This is a genomic window from Micromonospora krabiensis (genome assembly GCF_900091425.1).
GTDB lineage: Bacteria > Actinomycetota > Actinomycetes > Mycobacteriales > Micromonosporaceae > Micromonospora > Micromonospora krabiensis.
In genome coordinates this window covers 6,021,729-6,038,248 of the sequence record NZ_LT598496.1, presented here as the reverse complement: position 1 = coordinate 6,038,248, position 16,520 = coordinate 6,021,729, and the positions used below count along the sequence as shown (strand labels likewise).

The window sequence follows — 16,520 nt, the reverse complement described above, 5'->3', positions numbered from 1 at the left end:
TTTAGGCAGCCGGCTGGAGGAGCCGGTGACTTCACCATGATCTGACGTCACCCTCTTCGAGCCGGCCGGGCAGGACCTCAGGTTCCTGCCCTTTCGTGTACGAGCAGCCGGCTCGACCCGGGCACCGGCCCCGGGGCACGGTCGGCGAAAGGATGCCCACCGTGACGACCCCGGAGACCGATCGGGTCAGTGATCAGCGGATCGATCGTGTCGTGCCGCTGACGACCCCGGCCCTGCTGCACCACGAACTACCCCTGGACGACACGCTCGCCTCGGCCGTGCTGGCCGGCCGGCGCGCCGTCGGCCGGGTGCTCGACCGCGCGGACGACCGCCTGCTCGTCGTGGTGGGCCCGTGCTCGGTGCACGACCCGGCCGCGGCGCTGGACTACGCCCGACGGCTGCGCGTGGCGGCCGACCGGGTCGCCGACGACCTGCTGGTCGTCATGCGGGTCTACTTCGAGAAGCCCCGCTCGACCGTCGGCTGGAAGGGCCTGATCAACGACCCCGGGCTGGACGGCTCCGGCGACGTCAACACCGGCCTGCGGCTGGCCCGCGCGCTCCTGCTCGACGTCCTGCGCGTCGGCCTGCCGGTGGGCTGCGAGTTCCTCGACCCGATCACCCCGCAGTACATCGCGGACACCGTGGCGTGGGGCGCGATCGGCGCCCGTACGGTGGAGAGCCAGGTGCACCGTCAGCTCGCCTCCGGCCTGTCCATGCCGATCGGCATGAAGAACCGCCCGGACGGCAGCATCGGCACCGCCGTGGACGCGATCCGCGCCGCCGGCGTACCGCACGTCTTCCCCGGCATCGACGTCTCCGGCACCCCGGCGATCATGCACACCCGTGGCAACGCGGACGGGCACCTGGTGCTCCGCGGCGGCGGTGGGCGCCCCAACTACGACGCCGAGTCGGTCGCCGGCGCGATCGACCTGCTGCGGGCCGCCGGCCTGCCGGAGCGGGTGGTGGTCGACGCCAGCCACGCCAACAGCGGCAAGGACCACCGCAACCAGCCGGTGGTGGCCGACGACGTGGCCGCCCAGCTCGCCGCCGGGCAGCGCGGCATCGTCGGCATCATGTTGGAGAGCTTCCTCCAGCCGGGCCGCCAGGACCTCGACCCGACCCGCGAGCTGGAGTACGGCAAGTCCGTCACCGACGCCTGCATGGGCTGGGACACCACGGACGAGGTCCTCGACCGGCTCGCCGCCGCCGTCCGCGCCCGCCGCGCCACCCTCCCCACCCCGGCCTGACCCACCCCCCCCCGTTCCGCCCGCTCGCCCCGCCCCCGCCCCGCCCCGCCCGCCTTCGCCCCGGTGATCAAGAGGTTTGCGTCAGATTCGCCGGCGTTCGTGACGCAAACCTCTTGATCACCCGTGAAGCCGGCGGGAACGGCGGGGAGGGCAGGGCGGGCGGGGTGTGGTGGGGGGCACAGGGTGGGGTGGAAGAACGGATGGGGTGGCCTGGTTGTGAGGGGTGTCGGTGTGTCCAGTGTCCCCGGGCCTCACCCATCTGCCCTCGCGGAATACCGTCCGGCTGGAGCCGCGTCGTGCCACTCGCCGAGAGGCGACCTGCACACCGACACCCAGCGACGCCCCCGGCCCTCGGGTCGGGGGCGTCGCGGTCTCCGTACGTCGGACCGCCGACGCCGGGTGGGTTTGACCGATTCGGGCGCGGGTAGCTGATCGCCGTGACCGACGACGCACCGGTGACCGACGAGCCGGACACCCGACGCCTCGACGACCTGCTCGAGGACCTCTACCACGGCCAGGAGCGGATCAGCCAGGCGGACATCTACCGCCGGGCGGTCGCGGCCGAGCTGCCCGCGCACTGGCTCACCCGCATCGCCGCGCTGCCCGAGGGCGAGTACGCGGTGGACGAGGCGGCGGACCTGCTCGGCGGATCCGTCACCTGACCAGCCCCGCACCCCCGGCGGAAGGAGCAGACCGATGTCCCACCACGAGGAGCCGCACGAGGACGTTCCGGCCCTGGGCCAACCGCCGGAGGGCGTGGACACGCTGCCGGAGCCGGACTTCGCCAACGAGCACGACCGCACCGCGGTGGACCGGGACGTCATCACCGACGCGGACGAGGACGAGCGGGAGACGGAGGCCCCCCGCGGCTGGGCCGGCCAGGAGCACGGCACGACCCCGACCTGAGCACCCGAAGGAGGGGCCGGCGCGAATCGCGCCGGCCCCTCCTGGTGTCCCGGTCAGTCCTCGTCGTCGTGGCCGCCGCCCTCAGCGGCCTGCTGCGCCACCGCGTACGCCATCTGGAGGAAGTCGGACGCGGCGACCGCGGTCAGCGCGGTGGCCACCAGGCGGGTGAGCCGCGGGGCGAGCACCAGGCCGCCGGTGAGCCCGGTGGCGACCCAGACCGCCAGGCAGAACGGGCAGCTCAGCAGCTCCCCGATCGCGTGCCGGGCGGAGCTGCCCGAGTCGCGGACCTGCTCCATCACCTCGCCGCTGCCGATGGGCCGGTCGTAGCGGGTGAACGGGGCACGCAGCGGGCTCGTCACGGCGTCCTTGGAGAGCAGCCGGCTGAGCTTGTGCGTGGCGATCGACAGGAGCACCACGTCCGCCGGCGAGGGACGCTCGGGCACCGGCCGCCCGGTCACCTTGACCAGGCCGGCGAGCGCGCCCGCGACACCCGCGTACGTGCCCATGGCGGCCAGGTAGCCGCCGAGGGGGCGGTGCTCGTGGGGCGCGTACGCCTGGCGCAGCCGCGCCACCTTCTGCTTCAAGCCGCTGTCGGTCACCCGATCTCCTCGTCTCGCGTCCTGCGGGTGTCGCCGTGCCGGGGTCGGCCCGAACGGCGGGAACGGCGGCCCGGCCGAGGCGGCGGCCGCCCCGGCCGGCTCAGCCGGCCTGGAGGTTGTCGGCCACCTCGCGGGCCAGGGCGTCCAGTGCCTCCGTGGCGAGCCGGTCGGCGTCGGCCGTGCCGGTGTCGCCGAGGAGCTCGAACCGGACGCGGGCGCCCCCGGCGTCCGCCGGATCGACCCGGATCTCACCGGACAGCTCGGCCGGCGACGGGGCGCTCCACCGGGCGCGCAGCTCCTCGCCGGTGATCTCCGGCGTGGCGGCGCCGTCGATGCGCAGCTCGCCGGGCAGCCAGGCGGAGGCCCGGTCGGGGTCGGTCGCGGTGCTGAAGACGACCTCCGGCGGCGCGGACATGCCGCGATCGGCCTGTGCCCCCATCACTCGTCCCGCAGCCGGCTCGGGTCGACCTCGCGGGCGGGGTGGCGGGCCAGGTACTCGGTCTCCAGCTCGGCCGTGCGCCGCAGGTGGTTGGCGAGGGCGGAGTCGGAGGCGTGCCGCAGCGTGTCGAGCCGGGTGCGGTGCAGGCTGTGCATCTCGCGGATCAGGTCCTCGTCGGCCAGTTCGGCCGGGTCGATGCCCAGCTCACCGCCGCCGTCGAGGTCGGCGGTGGCCGGGTCGGCCAGGTGGTCGCCGTTCCACTCGGGCAACCGCTGTTCGGGGCTGGCGTCCGCACCGCCGCTCGACGGGTATCCGTCCTGTCGTACTGATCCGGTCATCGTCGGCCCCCTGTCTCGTCTGGGCTGGCATCTAGACGGATGCCCAACCGGGGTGCCACCAAACCTCACGCCCCGCCGACAACTACGACACCGCGTCGGAGAGGCCCGTCCGTGCCGGTACCCTCGATGCCATGAATCGGCTCTGGACACCGGCGTGGATCGTCCGCCACGTGGCCATGGTCGTGCTCGTCGGCGCGTTCCTCGCGCTGGGTTGGTGGCAGATCAGCCGCGCGGCCTCGGGCAACACGCTCAGCTGGGCGTACGCCTTCGAGTGGCCGATCTTCGCGGCGTTCGTGGTCTTCGTGTGGTGGCGTGAGCTGCGGCACACCCTGCGCGGCGACGAGCCGGCGGGCGCCGAGGCGGACGGCGGGGGGTCGGACGTTCCGGCCGCCGTCGCGGACGGTTCCGCGGCGGGCGCCGACCGACCGGTGGTACGCCGTCCGGTCCGGGTGCGTCGGGTGCCGGTGGCGCCCGACGGGGTGGAGGACGCCGACCTGGCCGCCTACAACCACTACCTGTCATGGTTGAACGCCAATCCGGGGGCGAAGCCCGGTGACTATCCCGGCTGAGCCGGGTTCGGAAGGACGGACAGAGGTGGGCGGAGCCCTTACCCGGTACCGCGCGATCGCCTGGATCGTGGGCGTGGTGCTGATCCTGCTGGTCGTGGTCGGCATGCCGCTGAAGTACCTGTTCGACAACCCGGTCGTGGTGGAGACCGTCGGCCCGGCGCACGGCTTCCTCTACATGGTCTACCTGGTGGCCGCGTTCGACCTGGCCCGCCGGGCGGACTGGGGGCTGAAGCGGATGCTCGCGGTGATGCTGGCCGGCACCGTGCCCTTCGTCTCGTTCTACGCCGAGCGGCGGGTGACCGGCTGGGTCAACCGGCCCGCCGAGCGCACGCCGGAGCCGGTCGCCGGTTGACCGGTCGGCGCCGGCCGGGGTCGGCCTGACCGGCGCCGACCGGTCAGCGGCTCGGTCGCCAGGGGTCGACCGAGGCGAGGGGTTCGTTCCACCCGCCGTAGCGGTTCATCTCGCGGGCCCGCACCAGGGCTCGGGTGACCTGGCCGAACTGCCGCTCGTCGTCGGTGCTGAACAGCAGCACGCCGTCGCCCCGGTAGAGCCCCCACAGCTCGTACGGGGGTGGCCGCCAGCGGTCGCCGGCGACGGCGATCAGCGCGGGCACCAGCAGCACGGCCCCGAGGAGCAGGTACGCGCCGGCGGTGAGCCGTTGCAGCCCGCCGCTGAAGCCGAGGAGCAGCCCGACGCCGCCGATCGCCGCCCCGCTGGTGGCAACGGCGCGCACGGCGATCCGGTCGTGCGGGCCCCGGGTGCTGCGCAGGTGGGTCAGTTCGGCGACCTGAAAGGTGACGCGGCCGACGGTGAATCGGTCGACGGTCACGATGATGCCGGGGCGGGCATAGAGCAACGTCGTTTTCGCGCCGGTCACCCTCGGTGAGCGCGGCGCTCGCGTGGTGGCGCCTTCAGGACTCACGGATCCCTCCCACGGCGGTCGGCCGGGTCGGCCCCCGCCGAGGTGGTGGCGTCGGCGCCGGTCGGCGGGAATCCCGGCTCCGCGGTCCATTGTGTGGTGACCCCGCCAACACGTACCGCCATTTCGTCGACTCAGCGGGGCCACGCCCGGCGGGACATTGCCGGGAAAGGGAATCCATTTCGGTCTTTGTCGGTTATGAGGGCCTGCAATCCGGCGGCATACGCCCACAACGACGAATGTCATCCACCTGTGCAAATGCCGCAACCCTGGCGCGTCTCCTGCGCGCTCGCCTCGTTAGTGATCACGGTGGGTCACCTGCCGCAGCCGCACTTTCCACCACTTCGACAACATTCGCCCCGACTTCCACTGCGGGCGACTGGTGTCCCGGGTTAGATTCGGCGAGCCGGTCCGGCTCAGCGCCCACCACCCGGAGGGCCCCGGTCCGGTGCCGCCGAGGGCGTCAGCAAGCCGCCGGCGGCCGTGGGAGAGGAGCCTTCCGCTCTTGTCATCCCTGAGCAGACTGCTGCGTACGCTGGCGGTCACCGGCCTGTCGGCCGCGATGATCGCCCCGGCGACGGCGGCGTACGCCGAACCGTCTCCGGCCGACCTCACCCGGAAGATCGAGAAGTCCTCCAGCGAGCTGGAGCGGGTGGTCGAGGCGTACAACAAGCTCTCCGAGGAGATCAAGTCCAACAAGGCCGCGGCGACCCGATTACAGGCCCGCATCGGCCCGCTGGAACGGCAGGCCGCGCAGAGCCGCGCGGACGTCGCCGAACTGGCCTCGACCGCGTACAAGACGGGCGGTCTGCGGACCGCCGACGCGCTGCTGCGACCGGGCGGCTCGGCCGCGGTGCTCGACCGGCTCGGCACGATCGACCAGCTGACCCGGCAGCGGCAGGAACAGATCGAGGGTTTCACCACGAGCCAGCGGCAGCTCATCGACGAGAAGAGCCGACTGAACCGGGTGCTCGCCCGGCAGGCGGCCCAGGCTCGGGAGCTGGACAACGCGAAGGTACGCATCGAACGCGACCTGGCCCGGCTCTACGAGCTGCGTCGGCAGGCGTACGGCCGGGCGACCGAGGCCCCGGCGCCGCGGCCGGCCGCCGCCCGCGACGAGGCACCGGCGATCTCCGGCCAGGCGGGCGTGGCGGTCCGCTACGCGTACGGCGCGGTCGGCAAACCGTACGTGTGGGCCGGCGAGGGCCCGCACGGCTACGACTGCTCCGGCCTGACCCTCGCGGCCTGGCGGGCGGCCGGCAAGTCCCTGCCGCACAACGCCCGGATGCAGTGGGCCGCGGTGGCGCACATCGGCCGGGGCGAGCTCCGGCCGGGTGACCTGGTGTTCTACAGCGGGCTCGGGCACGTCGCCCTGTACATCGGCGACGGGCAGGTGATCGACGCGCCCAGCGCCGGGCGCAACGTGCTCAAGCGCGGAATGAACATGATGCCGATCCACGGCTACGGCCGGGTGCGGTAGCGCCCCGGCCTGACCCGCGAGACGGCGAACGGCCGGCGTCCCCCTATCGGACGCCGGCCGTTCGCCGTCATTACTACCAGCTCAGGCTGCCTGCAGCCCCTCGGCCCGGGCCAGCTCGCGGAGCCGGCCGAGGGCCTGGATCTCCAGCTGGCGGATCCGCTCCCGGGAGAGCGAGAACCGCGAGGCGACCTCGGTGAGCGAGTGCTCACGGCCGTCCTCCAGCCCGTAGCGGGCCCGCATGATGCCCGCCGAGCGGTCGTCGAGGTGGTTGAGCAGACCCTCGATGCGCTGCCGCTCCAGCCCGGTCAGGACGATGTCCTCCGGCGACGGGGCGTCGCTGTCGGCGACCAGGTCACCGAGGTTGGTGTCGCCGTCGTCGCCGACGGGCGTGTCCAGCGACACGGTGTCCTGCGACCAGCGGACCAGCTCGTTGACCCGCTCGACCGTGACGCCGAGCGCCGCCGCGATCTGCTCCGGCTCCGGGTCGCTGCCCAGCTCACGGGTGAGCTGACGGGCGACGTTGCGCATCCGGTTGACGTCCTCCACCAGGTGCACCGGCAGTCGCACGGTGCGCTCCTGCTGGGCGATCGCCCGGCTGATCGCCTGGCGGATCCACCAGGTGGCGTACGTCGAGAACTTGTAGCCACGCTCGTAGTCGAACTTCTCGACCGCCCGGACGAGGCCGGTGTTGCCCTCCTGGATCAGATCCAGCATGGGCATGCCCGACCGCACGTAACGGCGGGCGATCGACACGACCAGTCGCAGGTTGGCGCGGATGAACAGGTCCTTCGCGCGCTCACCCTCGGCGACCAGCCGCTCCAGGTCCTCCCGGTCGACGCCGGCGGGGACGCTGTCCTCGTCGAGCAGGTGCTCGGCGTAGAGGCCGGCCTCGATCGCCTTGGAGAGGTCGACCTCCTTGGCGGCGTCCAGCAGTGGCGTCCGGGAGATCTCGTGCAGGTAGACGCCGACCAGGTCGCGCTCCTCGGCGACCTCGTCGGTACGCATGCCGATGTTCTTGTCCACGTTGCCCACGGTCCCCTCGCTCGCGCCGGTTGCCCGGTTCCTTGCCATCCCCACGTCCATCAGCTCCCCCGCAACTTCCGCTGTGCCCCCCGGTGCTGACACCTACACAACAGATAAGACGTGTCGGGGATTCCATGTCGTGAGTCGAAAGTGTCACGAATGCCTGAGTAGTAGCTGAGAGCCCGATCCATGTTTGCTGTCAGCACCCCGCCCGGGTGGCGCGCCGATGGGCACCTCGGACGGGTCGGCGACCCCTGTCGCGGTCGGCCCCTCGATATGGCAACACCGCGATGTCGTGGGGCACAGCGACCCGGGTCACCAGTGCGGTGCGATCCTGGTCACTGCCAGATACGCGCCGATGGACGGGTCGGTTCATCCACGGAGTCGGTATTACCCCGCGCCTGGTTGAACAATCCGGAGCCCGGTTCTATGCCCGGGGCCGGTGAGCGCTCCGGCGGGTCAGGGGGCGAGCAGAGCGAGGGCGCCCCGGACCTGGTCGGCCGAGCGTGCCAGGGCGGCGCGGGCGGCCGGAACTCCGGCCCCGGAGACCAGTGAGACCAGGGCGGTCTTCAGGTCCCCGTCGGCCTCGGCGAGTGCCCGGCGGGAGACCTCGTCGGAACAGCCGGTCGCCTCCACGAGGATCGAGATCATCCGTCCCCGGAGTTTCGCGTTGGTCGCGACCATGTCGATCATCAGGTTCGAGTAGACCCGGCCCAGCCGGACCATCACGGCCGTCGAGAACGCGTTGAGCACCAGTTTCTGCGCGGTGCCCGCCTTCATGCGGGTCGAGCCGGTGACCACCTCGGGTCCGGAATCCACCCCGATGAACACGTCGACCGACCCGGCGGCCTCGGCCTCCGGATTGGCGCAGAGCAGCACCGTCGAGGCCCCCTTGGCGCGGGCCGCGGCGAGCGCCCCCAGGACGTACGGGGTGCGTCCGCTGGCGGCCAGACCGACCACCAGGTCACCGGCGCGTACGCATTCCGCCGCCTCGGCCGCCCCGCCCCGGTCGTCGTCCTCGGCGTCCTCCACGGCCTGCCACATCGCGTCGGGGCCGCCGGCCAGGTGGGCGCAGAACCAGCCCCGGGGCGAGTTGAAGGTCGGGGCGAGCTCGGCGGCGTCGAGCACCCCGAGCCGGCCGGAGGTGCCGGCGCCGAAGTAGTGCACCCGGTGGCCGCCCCGCAGCGCCGCCACGGCCAGGTCGACCGTGGCGGCGATCTCGTCGAGCACCGCGGCGACCGCGGCCGGCACCCGCCGGTCGGCATCGTTGATCACCCGGAGCATGTCCCGGGTCGACAGCAGGTCCAGGTCTGCGCTGAGTGGGTTGCGGCGTTCGGTGGGGGCGCCGACCCGGACGACCGGGCGGGGCTCCGTGCTGGGTGGCGACACCTCGTCCGGCTCCACGGCGCCGGCGGTCATCCCCGCCTCCGTCCGCCGCCCACCCGGTGCGACTGGACGGCCTCGGCCGTCGCCTCCAGGGCCTTCTTCGCACGGGCCCGGTTGCGCGCGGCCACCCCGACGAACAGGCAGTCGACCACGGTGAGCTGGGCCAGCCGGCTCGCCATCGCGCCGGACCGGTAGGTGGTCTCCCGGGCCGCGGTGGTGAGGACGAAGTCAGCCACCTCGGTCAGCGGGGAGCGTGGGAAGTTGGTCAGCGCGACGGTGGTCGCCCCCCGGCCGCGGGCCTGCTCCAGCACCTCGATCACGTCGGAGGTGGTGCCGGTGTGCGAGATGCCGACGGCGACGTCACCACGCCCGAGCAGCGCGGCGGAGGTCAACGCGGTGTGCACGTCCGGGAAGTAGAAGGCGGTGCGACCGATGCGGTGCAGCTTCTGCTGGAAGTCGGAGGCGACGAAGCCGCTCGCGCCGGCGCCGTAGACGTCGATCCGGCCGGCGCCGGCGATCGCGTCCACCACCTGTTCGCAGACGGCCGGGTCGAGTTGCTCGGCCGTCTCCTCGACGGCACGGGCGTCGTTGAACGCGATGGTCGCGATGATCTGGGCCAGGTCGGCACCCGGCGGGATGTCACCGCCGACGACGCGCGCGTCCGGCGGCTCGATCCGGCGCGCGGCCTCGGCGGCGAGCCGGATGCGCAGTTGCGGGTAGCCGTCCATGCCGACCGACCGGCAGAACCGGATGACGGTGGCCTCGGATGTCTCGGCCGCGGTGGCGAGGTCGGTGATCGTCCGGCGGGCCGCGTCGGCCGGGTCGGCGACGACCAGCCGGGCGACGCGCTGTTCGGCCGGCGACAGCGACGGAAGCAAGCCACTGATGTGGACGATCAGCCCACCGGGCTCGTGACTCGCAGAAATCTTCGGACTCTTCGCCACGGATGAAACTTACTTTCATGAGGCGTGAGCGTCAACCACGACCGCGCGTGTTCGGGAAACTACTGCCGACCGGGTCCACCCTCCGGGACAGCGTGACATCCGCATGGTGCCACCGCGTCAGCCAGCGGGACGGCCGGCGCCACCGACCGGGCACCCGGCTTACGGCGATCAGGCGGCGAGGTTAGCGTGTGCCCCATGGTGCGACGCAGCGTACTGGTGACCGGCGGCACGGGTGGCCTGGGCGGAGCGGTCACCGCCGCGTTCCGCGAGGCGGGATGGCGGGTGGTCGTACCGGAGCGACGGAGCACGACGGCGGAGTCGGCGGCCGACGACGTGGTCCGGCTGGCCGCGGACCTCACCGAACCGGCCGGCGCGGCGCGGGCGGTCGAGGCGGCGGCCGGTGACGAGACGGTGCCGCTGCGCGCGGTGGTGAACCTCGTCGGCGGTTACGCCAGCGGCGGGCTGGTGCACGAGACGCCGATCGACGAGTTCGAGCGGATGCTCACCGCCAACCTGCGCCCCACCTACCTGGTCACGCGGGCGGCGCTGCCGCACCTGGTTGCCGCCGGCGGGGGCGCCGTGGTCTGCGTCTCGGCCCGGGCCGCGCTCAGCCCGTTCCCCGGCGCCGCCGGATACGCGACCGCCAAGGCGGCGGTGCTCGCCTTCGCCAACGCGGTCGCCGTGGAGTACCGACGGTCGGGCGTGCGCGCCAACACGGTCCTGCCCAGCGTCATCGACACCCCGGCCAACCGCGCGGCGCAGCCGGACGCCGACCACTCCCGCTGGGTGGCGCCGGCCGAGATCGCCACGGTGATCCGCTTCCTGGCCTCCGACGAGTCGGCGCCGACCAGCGGCGCCGCGGTGCCGGTCTACGGGCGGGCCTGACCGGTCAGGTGTGCGCCCGAGCGGCCAGCGGCGTCGCGACTCCGGGTGCCGGGGTGTGGTCCGGTGTGACGGGCCGGGCCGGCGGCATCGGGTCCGGGGGCATCGCCGGGGTGGCCTCGGCCGTCTCCCCCGCGTCCGCGGACGGGAGCCAGCCGGCGAGGTGGCGCTGGATCTGCCGGGACACCTCCTCGGCGGGACGGCCGGCGTCGACCAGCACGAACGTCGGATACTCGGGCAGCGTCCGGTAGGCGGTGTCGGCCGCCGTGAGCCAGCCCATCGTCTCGTGGTCGGTGCCGCGCCGCTCGATCCGGTGGTACGCCTCGGCCGGGTCCACGGCGAGCAGGAAGGTCACCTGCGGCCTCGGGAAGACCCGGTAGCCGGCCCGGGCGAGCCGCTCCCAACGGTGCCCGCCGTGCGCCCGGATGCTCGCGTACTGGCAGGCGGCGTAGCGATCCATGACGGCGGTGCGCCCGGTGAGCAGGCAGCTGACCAGCGCGGCGGCGATGGCCAACCAGCGCAGCACGGACTCGACCGCCAGCAGGCCGTCGCGGCCGACGAGCCGCTGGGCGTCGGACCGGCCGACCCGCTGCGCGATCCGGCCGAGCCAGCGGCGGCCCCCGGCGTTGCGGTGGTAGGTGGCGGGGCGGCCGGCCGCGGTCAACGCGTCGGCGAGCCGGTGCGCCTGAGTGGTCTTGCCGGAACCGTCGATGCCGATCAGGGCGACAGTGCGCAGTCGACGGCGGCGGCGCTTCCGCAGTGATCTGACCACCTTGCACAGGCTATCCGACCAGCGCTCACAACCCTGCCGTTATATGCCGTTTGATCCCGCTTCGCGCCTGCCCGCGAAGGCCGTAGGTGTGGGCGCGCGGAGTGCCGGGTACGGGAGTTCGAATCCAGCCGCCTGTTTCACGACGACGGGAGCACCCGATGGCCGAGCGCGGGGACGAGACCCTGGTACACACTCTCAAGAAGGTCGCCGCCGTGCTCAAGCAGTCCGAGATCCCGTTCGCGCTCGGCGGAAGCTTCGCCGTGTACGCGCACGGCGGCCACTCCAGCGAGCACGACGTCGACTTCCTCATCCGGGAGCAGGACGTCGACCGGGCGCTGGAGGCGCTGGTGGAGGCCGGCTTCACCGCCGAACGCCCGCCGGAGGACTGGCTCGTGAAGGTCTACGACGCCGGGCGGATGGTGGACCTGATCCACCGGCCGATCGAGACGCCGGTGACGGAGGAGACGTTCGCGGACACCGTGGTGCGGCCGGTCGACGCGATCCACATGCCGGTGCTCTCCGCGACCCAGCTCATGGTGCACAAGCTCCTCAGCTTCTCCCAGCACTACTGCGACTTCGCCCGGGGGCTGCCGTTGGCCCGCTCCCTGCGCGAGCAGATCGACTGGGAACGGGTACGGAAGGAGACGCAGCACTCGCCGTACGCCGAGGCGTTCCTGGTGCTGCTGGACCGGCTCGAGGTGGTGCCGGACGCCGGCACCTCGGCAGAGAAGGGGACATCGTGACCCAGCACCGCGACACCGGCGTCGGACCACCCGACGAGTACCTGGAGGCGGAGATCCACCGGCTGCTGGCCGAGGACCCCTCCGTCGCCGAGCAGGGGATCACCGTGGTCCGTCGGGAGAACGGGCTCGTCCTCTACGGCGAGGTCGAGAGCCGCCACCGACGGGAGGAGATCCTGCGCCGGGTCTCCGAGCGGTTCCCGGACCTGCCGGTCACCAGCGAGATCGGGGTGATCCGCGCGCAGGCGCCGACGGAGATCGAGCAACTGCCCTGAGGGAGGTTCATGGTGATCCGGATCGCTGCCGTCGGCGACGTGCATCTGGACAAGGACGTTGTCGGCCGGTTCCGGCCGGCGCTGGAGGAGCTGCCCGACTGCGCGGACGCGCTGCTGCTCGCCGGTGACCTGACCCGGCACGGCACCGAGGCCGAGGCGCAGTGCGTGGCGCAGGAGTTCGGTGGGTTGGGCGTACCGGTGATCACCGTGCTCGGCAACCACGACCACCAGTGCGACCAGGTGCCCCAGGTGGTCAAGGTGCTGGAGGACGCGGGCATCACCGTGCTGGAGGGCACGGGCGTGGTGCTGGAGTGCGCCGGTGGCCGGCTCGGGATCGCGGGGGTCAAGGGCTTCGGCGGCGGCTTCGCCGGCCGCTGCGCCAGCGACTTCGGTGAGCCGGAGATGAAGGCGTTCGTCCGGACGACCACGGAGAGCGCCGACCGGCTGGCCGACGCGCTGCACAGCCTGGACTGCGACCTGCTGGTGGCCCTGACCCACTACGCCCCCGTGCCCGACACTCTGGCCGGCGAGCCGCTGGAGATCTACCCGTTCCTCGGGTCGTACCAGCTCGGTCAGGCGATCGACTCGGCGCCGACCGCGCTGGCCCTGCACGGGCACGCCCACGCGGGCTCGGAGCGGGGCACGACGCCGGGCGGGGTCCGCGTCCGCAACGTCGCGCACCCGGTGATCAAGCAGGCGTACAGCATCTTCCACCTGGGTGATCATCTCGATCCGGGCGAGGTTTCCCGAGTCGACGCATCGGGTACCTGATCAACCATGGAGCTGATTCTCTGGATTCTCGCGGTCGTACTGGTCGTTGCCGGCATCCTGGCGCTGTTCCGCCGGCAGATCCTGTGGGGCATCGTCCTCATCATCGTCGGTCTGCTCGTCGGCCCTGGCGGCGTCAGCATCTTCAACACCTGACGGGCCTTGCTGGCCCCTGGACCCGCCGGGGTCGTCGTGACCGGTCTCCGTCCTCCCGACAGGAGCACCGGACACGGCGACCCCGGCGCTGTTTCTCCGGTGCGCCGCCAGGTTCGGCCTGACCGACCGGAGGGAGAGGGCGACATGGGGACGACCCGGGACGTAGCCGCGCCCTCCGGCCGACGCGCCTGGTGGGCCCTTGCCGGTTTCGCGGCGGCGGTGTTCGTGGCGGCCGCGATCGGCGGACTGGGGGTGCAGGGCACCACCGACGAGTACGCGAGTCTGCGCCAGCCCGCCTGGGCGCCGCCCTCGTGGCTGTTCGGCCCGGTGTGGTCGCTGCTCTACGCGCTGATCGCCGTCGCCGGCTGGCTGGTGTGGCGGCGGGTCGGCTTCTCCCCCGCCCTCTGGGCGTGGACCGCCCAACTGGTGCTCAACGCCATCTGGACGCCGCTGTTCTTCGGCGCGGGTCGGTACGGTCTGGCGTTCGCCGACATCGTGGCGATGTGGCTGGCGATCGGGCTCACCGTCGTGCTCTTCGCCCGGGTGTCCCGGGTCGCCGCGGCGCTGCTGCTGCCCTACTGGGCCTGGGTGACCTTCGCCGCCGCGTTGAACCTGTCGATCTGGCGGTTGAACACCTGACCCACCGGTCTCCGGCGAGCGCCGCCCGCCGGAGGCCGTCGCGTCGGGAGTCAGCAGCGGGGGACGTTCGGGATGTAACCGTCGTGGCCGGTGTAGACGTACGCGTCGGAGATGAAGCGGCCGGAGCCGATCCGGTCCCAGATCGTGCTGGTGCCGTACGTGCCGGTGACGCTGGTGCCGCTGGTCTGGCACTGGATGGTCACCCGGGTGCCGTCGGCCACCGTGCCGACCGAGCTGTAGCCGGTGCCGGGCCCGGAGCGGACGGTCAACGGGGTGCCGCTGGTGTCGACCGTGCCGGTGCCGGCGCCCGAGGAGCAGCCGTTGTCGCTGCTGTAGGACTTGGTGCCCCAGTAGAGGGCGAGGGCGCCGTTGAACCGGACCTGGATGTCGCCGCCGTTCAACCGCTGCTCGTAGTGCAGGTGCGGGCCGGTGGAGCCGCCGGTGCTGCCCACCCAGCCGATGACCTTGCCGTAGCCGACGCTCTGGCCGACGGAGACGTTGAAGCCGCTCAGGTGGGCGTAGTAGGTGTGGTAGCCGCCGGCGTGACTGATCCGGACGTACTTTCCGTAGCTGGTGCCCCCCAGGTCGGTGACCCGGTCGACGGTTCCGGGCGCGCTGGCCACCACCGGGTCGCCGAGGTCGTCGGTGCGGTTGAAGTCGATCGCGTAGGCCGGGCTGTGGTCACTGCGGGTCTGGCCGGACCAGGACTGACCGCAGGGGAACGGCACCTTGAAGGTGGGCGCGGCCACCGCCGGGGACGCCGGCACGAGCACGCCGCCGACCAGCAGGACGGCCGCCATCAGGCTGAACCACCGCTTACGCATCCAGCTCCTCCTATGTTGAAAACCTTCGATGTGATGCGTACAGCGTGACAGATATCGTCAGCCTTCGAAAGGTGTGTGGGAGCGCGACCATCGGCGGGCGGCAAGGTTTCCAGATTGTTACTCGTCCGTGTCTGACAGGGGGTGGACCGCGTCGGATGCAAGCGCTTACATGTGGGGACGCCCATCGGACCGGCGCCAGGTCAGGACCACGACCGCGCCGGCAAGAAAGGAGGACGGCATGGCGGTCTTTGCCAGACCACGCCAGGCCTTCGTGATCGCCGGCGTACTCGGGTTGGCGCTCAGCGCCACCGCCTGCGGCACCGGCAACGACAAGGGAAGCGACAAAGCGGACTCGGCCGAGTGCGCCGTTTATTCGAAGTACGAGGGTCACGACGGCAAGAAGGTCTCCATCTACGCGTCCATCCGTGACGCCGAGGCCGACCTGCTGCGGGACTCCTGGAAGCAGTTCGAGGACTGCACCGGCATCGAGATCGACTACGAGGGCAGTGGCGAGTTCGAGGCGCAGCTCCCCGTCCGGGTCGACGGCGGCAACGCGCCCGACCTGGCCTTCGTGCCGCAGCCGGGTCTGGTCAAGCGATTCGCCGACGCCGGCAAGCTGAAGGCCCTCGGCGCCGACACCAAGGCGCTGGCCGAGCAGAACATGCCGGCCGACTGGCTGAAGTACGCCACCATCAACGGCACCCTCTACGGCGTGCCGCTCGGCGCCAACGTGAAGTCCTTCGTCTGGTACTCGCCGAAGCTCTTCAAGGAGAAGGGCTGGACGGTCCCGACCAGCTGGGACGACATGATCAAGCTCAGCGACACGATCGCGGCCAGCGGCATCAAGCCGTGGTGCGCCGGCATCGAGTCCGGTGACGCCACCGGCTGGCCGGCCACCGACTGGATCGAGGACGTGCTGCTGCGTACGCAGGGCCCCGAGGTCTACGACCAGTGGACCACCCACGCGATCCCGTTCAACGACCCGAAGGTCGCCGACGCTCTCGACCGGGCCGGCACCATCCTCAAGAACGAGAAGTACGTCAACGGCGGCTTCGGCGGCGTGAAGAGCATCGCCACCACCTCCTTCCAGGAGGCCGGCGTGCCGGTCACCACGGGCAAGTGCGCCATGCACCGCCAGGCGTCGTTCTACGCCAACCAGTTCCCCGAGGGCACGAAGGTCGCCGAGGACGGCGACGCGTTCGCCTTCTACTTCCCGGCCATCGACCCGGCCAAGGGCAAGCCCGTGCTGGGTGCCGGCGAGTTCGTCGTCGCCTACACCGACCGCCCCGAGGTCCAGGCGGTGCAGACCTACCTGGCCTCCGCCGAGTACGTCAACAGCCGCGCGAAGCTCGGCAACTGGGTCACGGCGAACAACAAGCTGGACATCGCCAACGTCGCCAGCCCGATCGACAAGCTCTCCGTCCAGATCCTGCAGGACAAGAGCGGCGTCTTCCGCTTCGACGGGTCGGACCTGATGCCGGCCGCGGTCGGCGCGGGCACGTTCTGGAAGGGCATGGTCGACTGGATCAACGGCAAGGACACCGCGTCGGTGCTGCAGGGCATCGAAGGCAGCTGGAAGTGATCTGAAAGGTGGGCCGGTCCGCGCACGCGGG

At 72.0% G+C, this 16,520-nt stretch carries 22 protein-coding genes; 13 read left to right on the top strand and 9 right to left on the bottom strand.

The window, feature by feature from the left end; translation table 11 throughout:
- The first annotated feature begins 152 nt into the window (after window positions 1-152).
- From GA0070620_RS27745 to GA0070620_RS27735, 3 genes are all read left to right on the top strand, one after another.
- On the top strand, window positions 153-1,247 hold the full coding sequence (locus tag GA0070620_RS27745; RefSeq protein WP_091595704.1) for a 3-deoxy-7-phosphoheptulonate synthase: 1,095 nt from the start codon (window positions 153-155) through the stop codon (window positions 1,245-1,247).
- A gap of 428 nt (window positions 1,248-1,675) precedes the next feature.
- Window positions 1,676-1,909, top strand: a complete 234-nt coding sequence (locus tag GA0070620_RS27740; RefSeq protein WP_377520120.1) for a hypothetical protein — start codon at window positions 1,676-1,678, stop codon at window positions 1,907-1,909.
- A gap of 34 nt (window positions 1,910-1,943) precedes the next feature.
- Window positions 1,944-2,153, top strand: a complete 210-nt coding sequence (locus GA0070620_RS27735; RefSeq protein WP_091595700.1) for a hypothetical protein — start codon at window positions 1,944-1,946, stop codon at window positions 2,151-2,153.
- 53 nt (window positions 2,154-2,206) lie between these two features.
- Here GA0070620_RS27735 and GA0070620_RS27730 read toward each other — a convergent pair whose 3' ends face one another.
- From GA0070620_RS27730 to GA0070620_RS27720, 3 genes are all read right to left on the bottom strand, one after another.
- Window positions 2,207-2,752, bottom strand: a complete 546-nt coding sequence (locus tag GA0070620_RS27730) for a DUF1360 domain-containing protein (RefSeq protein WP_091595699.1) — start codon at window positions 2,750-2,752, stop codon at window positions 2,207-2,209.
- A 100-nt stretch (window positions 2,753-2,852) separates the two neighbouring features.
- Window positions 2,853-3,167, bottom strand: a complete 315-nt coding sequence (locus tag GA0070620_RS27725) for a hypothetical protein (RefSeq protein ID WP_231921993.1) — start codon at window positions 3,165-3,167, stop codon at window positions 2,853-2,855.
- A gap of 23 nt (window positions 3,168-3,190) precedes the next feature.
- Window positions 3,191-3,529 (bottom strand): DUF6158 family protein, encoded by a 339-nt coding sequence (locus GA0070620_RS27720; protein WP_091595696.1) that lies wholly within the window; start codon window positions 3,527-3,529, stop codon window positions 3,191-3,193.
- Between the two features lie 131 nt (window positions 3,530-3,660).
- On the opposite strand from GA0070620_RS27720, the gene GA0070620_RS27715 reads away from it, so the two are divergent.
- Together GA0070620_RS27715 and GA0070620_RS27710 are read left to right on the top strand one after the other, a co-directional pair.
- Entirely contained in the window at window positions 3,661-4,098 is a 438-nt protein-coding gene (locus GA0070620_RS27715) for a hypothetical protein (protein ID WP_091595694.1), read from the top strand.
- Window positions 4,099-4,123: 25 nt separating this feature from the next.
- Window positions 4,124-4,450 carry a DUF3817 domain-containing protein gene (locus tag GA0070620_RS27710; protein ID WP_091595692.1) on the top strand — a complete coding sequence of 109 codons (327 nt, stop codon included), beginning with the start codon at window positions 4,124-4,126 and terminating at the stop codon, window positions 4,448-4,450.
- Window positions 4,451-4,493: 43 nt separating this feature from the next.
- On the opposite strand, the gene GA0070620_RS27705 is transcribed toward GA0070620_RS27710, so the two are convergent.
- Window positions 4,494-4,976 (bottom strand): DUF6232 family protein, encoded by a 483-nt coding sequence (locus GA0070620_RS27705; protein WP_231921992.1) that lies wholly within the window; start codon window positions 4,974-4,976, stop codon window positions 4,494-4,496.
- A gap of 547 nt (window positions 4,977-5,523) precedes the next feature.
- Here GA0070620_RS27705 and GA0070620_RS27700 point away from each other — a divergent pair.
- Window positions 5,524-6,498 carry a C40 family peptidase gene (locus tag GA0070620_RS27700; protein WP_091595688.1) on the top strand — a complete coding sequence of 325 codons (975 nt, stop codon included), beginning with the start codon at window positions 5,524-5,526 and terminating at the stop codon, window positions 6,496-6,498.
- Between the two features lie 81 nt (window positions 6,499-6,579).
- Here the strand turns inward: GA0070620_RS27700 and GA0070620_RS27695 are convergent, their stop codons facing one another.
- The 3 genes from GA0070620_RS27695 to GA0070620_RS27685 all read right to left on the bottom strand — a co-directional run bounded on the left by GA0070620_RS27695 (window position 6,580) and on the right by GA0070620_RS27685 (window position 9,851).
- Window positions 6,580-7,569, bottom strand: a complete 990-nt coding sequence (locus tag GA0070620_RS27695; protein ID WP_172836513.1) for a sigma-70 family RNA polymerase sigma factor — start codon at window positions 7,567-7,569, stop codon at window positions 6,580-6,582.
- A gap of 411 nt (window positions 7,570-7,980) precedes the next feature.
- Entirely contained in the window at window positions 7,981-8,940 is a 960-nt protein-coding gene (gene murQ / locus GA0070620_RS27690) for an N-acetylmuramic acid 6-phosphate etherase (protein WP_091595684.1), read from the bottom strand.
- Complete coding sequence (locus GA0070620_RS27685) at window positions 8,937-9,851, bottom strand: MurR/RpiR family transcriptional regulator (protein ID WP_091595682.1); 915 nt, start codon at window positions 9,849-9,851, stop codon at window positions 8,937-8,939. The genes murQ and GA0070620_RS27685 overlap by 4 nt, the downstream gene beginning before the upstream one ends.
- Window positions 9,852-10,046: 195 nt before the next feature.
- Here GA0070620_RS27685 and GA0070620_RS27680 point away from each other — a divergent pair, with 195 nt between their 5' ends.
- Window positions 10,047-10,736: an SDR family NAD(P)-dependent oxidoreductase gene (locus GA0070620_RS27680; RefSeq protein ID WP_091595681.1), complete on the top strand. Its 690-nt coding sequence runs from the start codon at window positions 10,047-10,049 to the stop codon at window positions 10,734-10,736.
- A gap of 4 nt (window positions 10,737-10,740) precedes the next feature.
- Here GA0070620_RS27680 and GA0070620_RS27675 read toward each other — a convergent pair whose 3' ends face one another.
- Window positions 10,741-11,505, bottom strand: coding sequence for a dTMP kinase (locus GA0070620_RS27675; protein ID WP_091595679.1), 765 nt, complete (start codon window positions 11,503-11,505; stop codon window positions 10,741-10,743).
- 158 nt (window positions 11,506-11,663) lie between these two features.
- Here GA0070620_RS27675 and GA0070620_RS27670 point away from each other — a divergent pair, with 158 nt between their 5' ends.
- The 5 genes from GA0070620_RS27670 to GA0070620_RS27655 all read left to right on the top strand — a co-directional run bounded on the left by GA0070620_RS27670 (window position 11,664) and on the right by GA0070620_RS27655 (window position 14,083).
- Entirely contained in the window at window positions 11,664-12,248 is a 585-nt protein-coding gene (locus GA0070620_RS27670; protein WP_091595676.1) for a nucleotidyltransferase, read from the top strand.
- Window positions 12,245-12,520 (top strand): hypothetical protein, encoded by a 276-nt coding sequence (locus tag GA0070620_RS27665; protein WP_091595674.1) that lies wholly within the window; start codon window positions 12,245-12,247, stop codon window positions 12,518-12,520. The genes GA0070620_RS27670 and GA0070620_RS27665 overlap by 4 nt, the downstream gene beginning before the upstream one ends.
- Before the next feature lie 9 nt (window positions 12,521-12,529).
- Entirely contained in the window at window positions 12,530-13,291 is a 762-nt protein-coding gene (locus GA0070620_RS27660) for a metallophosphoesterase family protein (protein WP_091595672.1), read from the top strand.
- 6 nt (window positions 13,292-13,297) lie between these two features.
- The gene (locus GA0070620_RS33060; protein WP_172836512.1) at window positions 13,298-13,444 is read left to right on the top strand and encodes a GPGG-motif small membrane protein; all 147 of its coding nucleotides are present in this window, start codon (window positions 13,298-13,300) and stop codon (window positions 13,442-13,444) included.
- A 144-nt stretch (window positions 13,445-13,588) separates the two neighbouring features.
- Window positions 13,589-14,083 carry a TspO/MBR family protein gene (locus tag GA0070620_RS27655; protein WP_091595670.1) on the top strand — a complete coding sequence of 165 codons (495 nt, stop codon included), beginning with the start codon at window positions 13,589-13,591 and terminating at the stop codon, window positions 14,081-14,083.
- A gap of 50 nt (window positions 14,084-14,133) precedes the next feature.
- Here the strand turns inward: GA0070620_RS27655 and GA0070620_RS27650 are convergent, their stop codons facing one another.
- The gene (locus GA0070620_RS27650) at window positions 14,134-14,907 is read right to left on the bottom strand and encodes a M23 family metallopeptidase (protein WP_091595667.1); all 774 of its coding nucleotides are present in this window, start codon (window positions 14,905-14,907) and stop codon (window positions 14,134-14,136) included.
- A gap of 238 nt (window positions 14,908-15,145) precedes the next feature.
- Here GA0070620_RS27650 and GA0070620_RS27645 point away from each other — a divergent pair, with 238 nt between their 5' ends.
- Window positions 15,146-16,489 carry an ABC transporter substrate-binding protein gene (locus GA0070620_RS27645; RefSeq protein ID WP_091595665.1) on the top strand — a complete coding sequence of 448 codons (1,344 nt, stop codon included), beginning with the start codon at window positions 15,146-15,148 and terminating at the stop codon, window positions 16,487-16,489.
- Window positions 16,490-16,520: the final 31 nt, after the last annotated feature.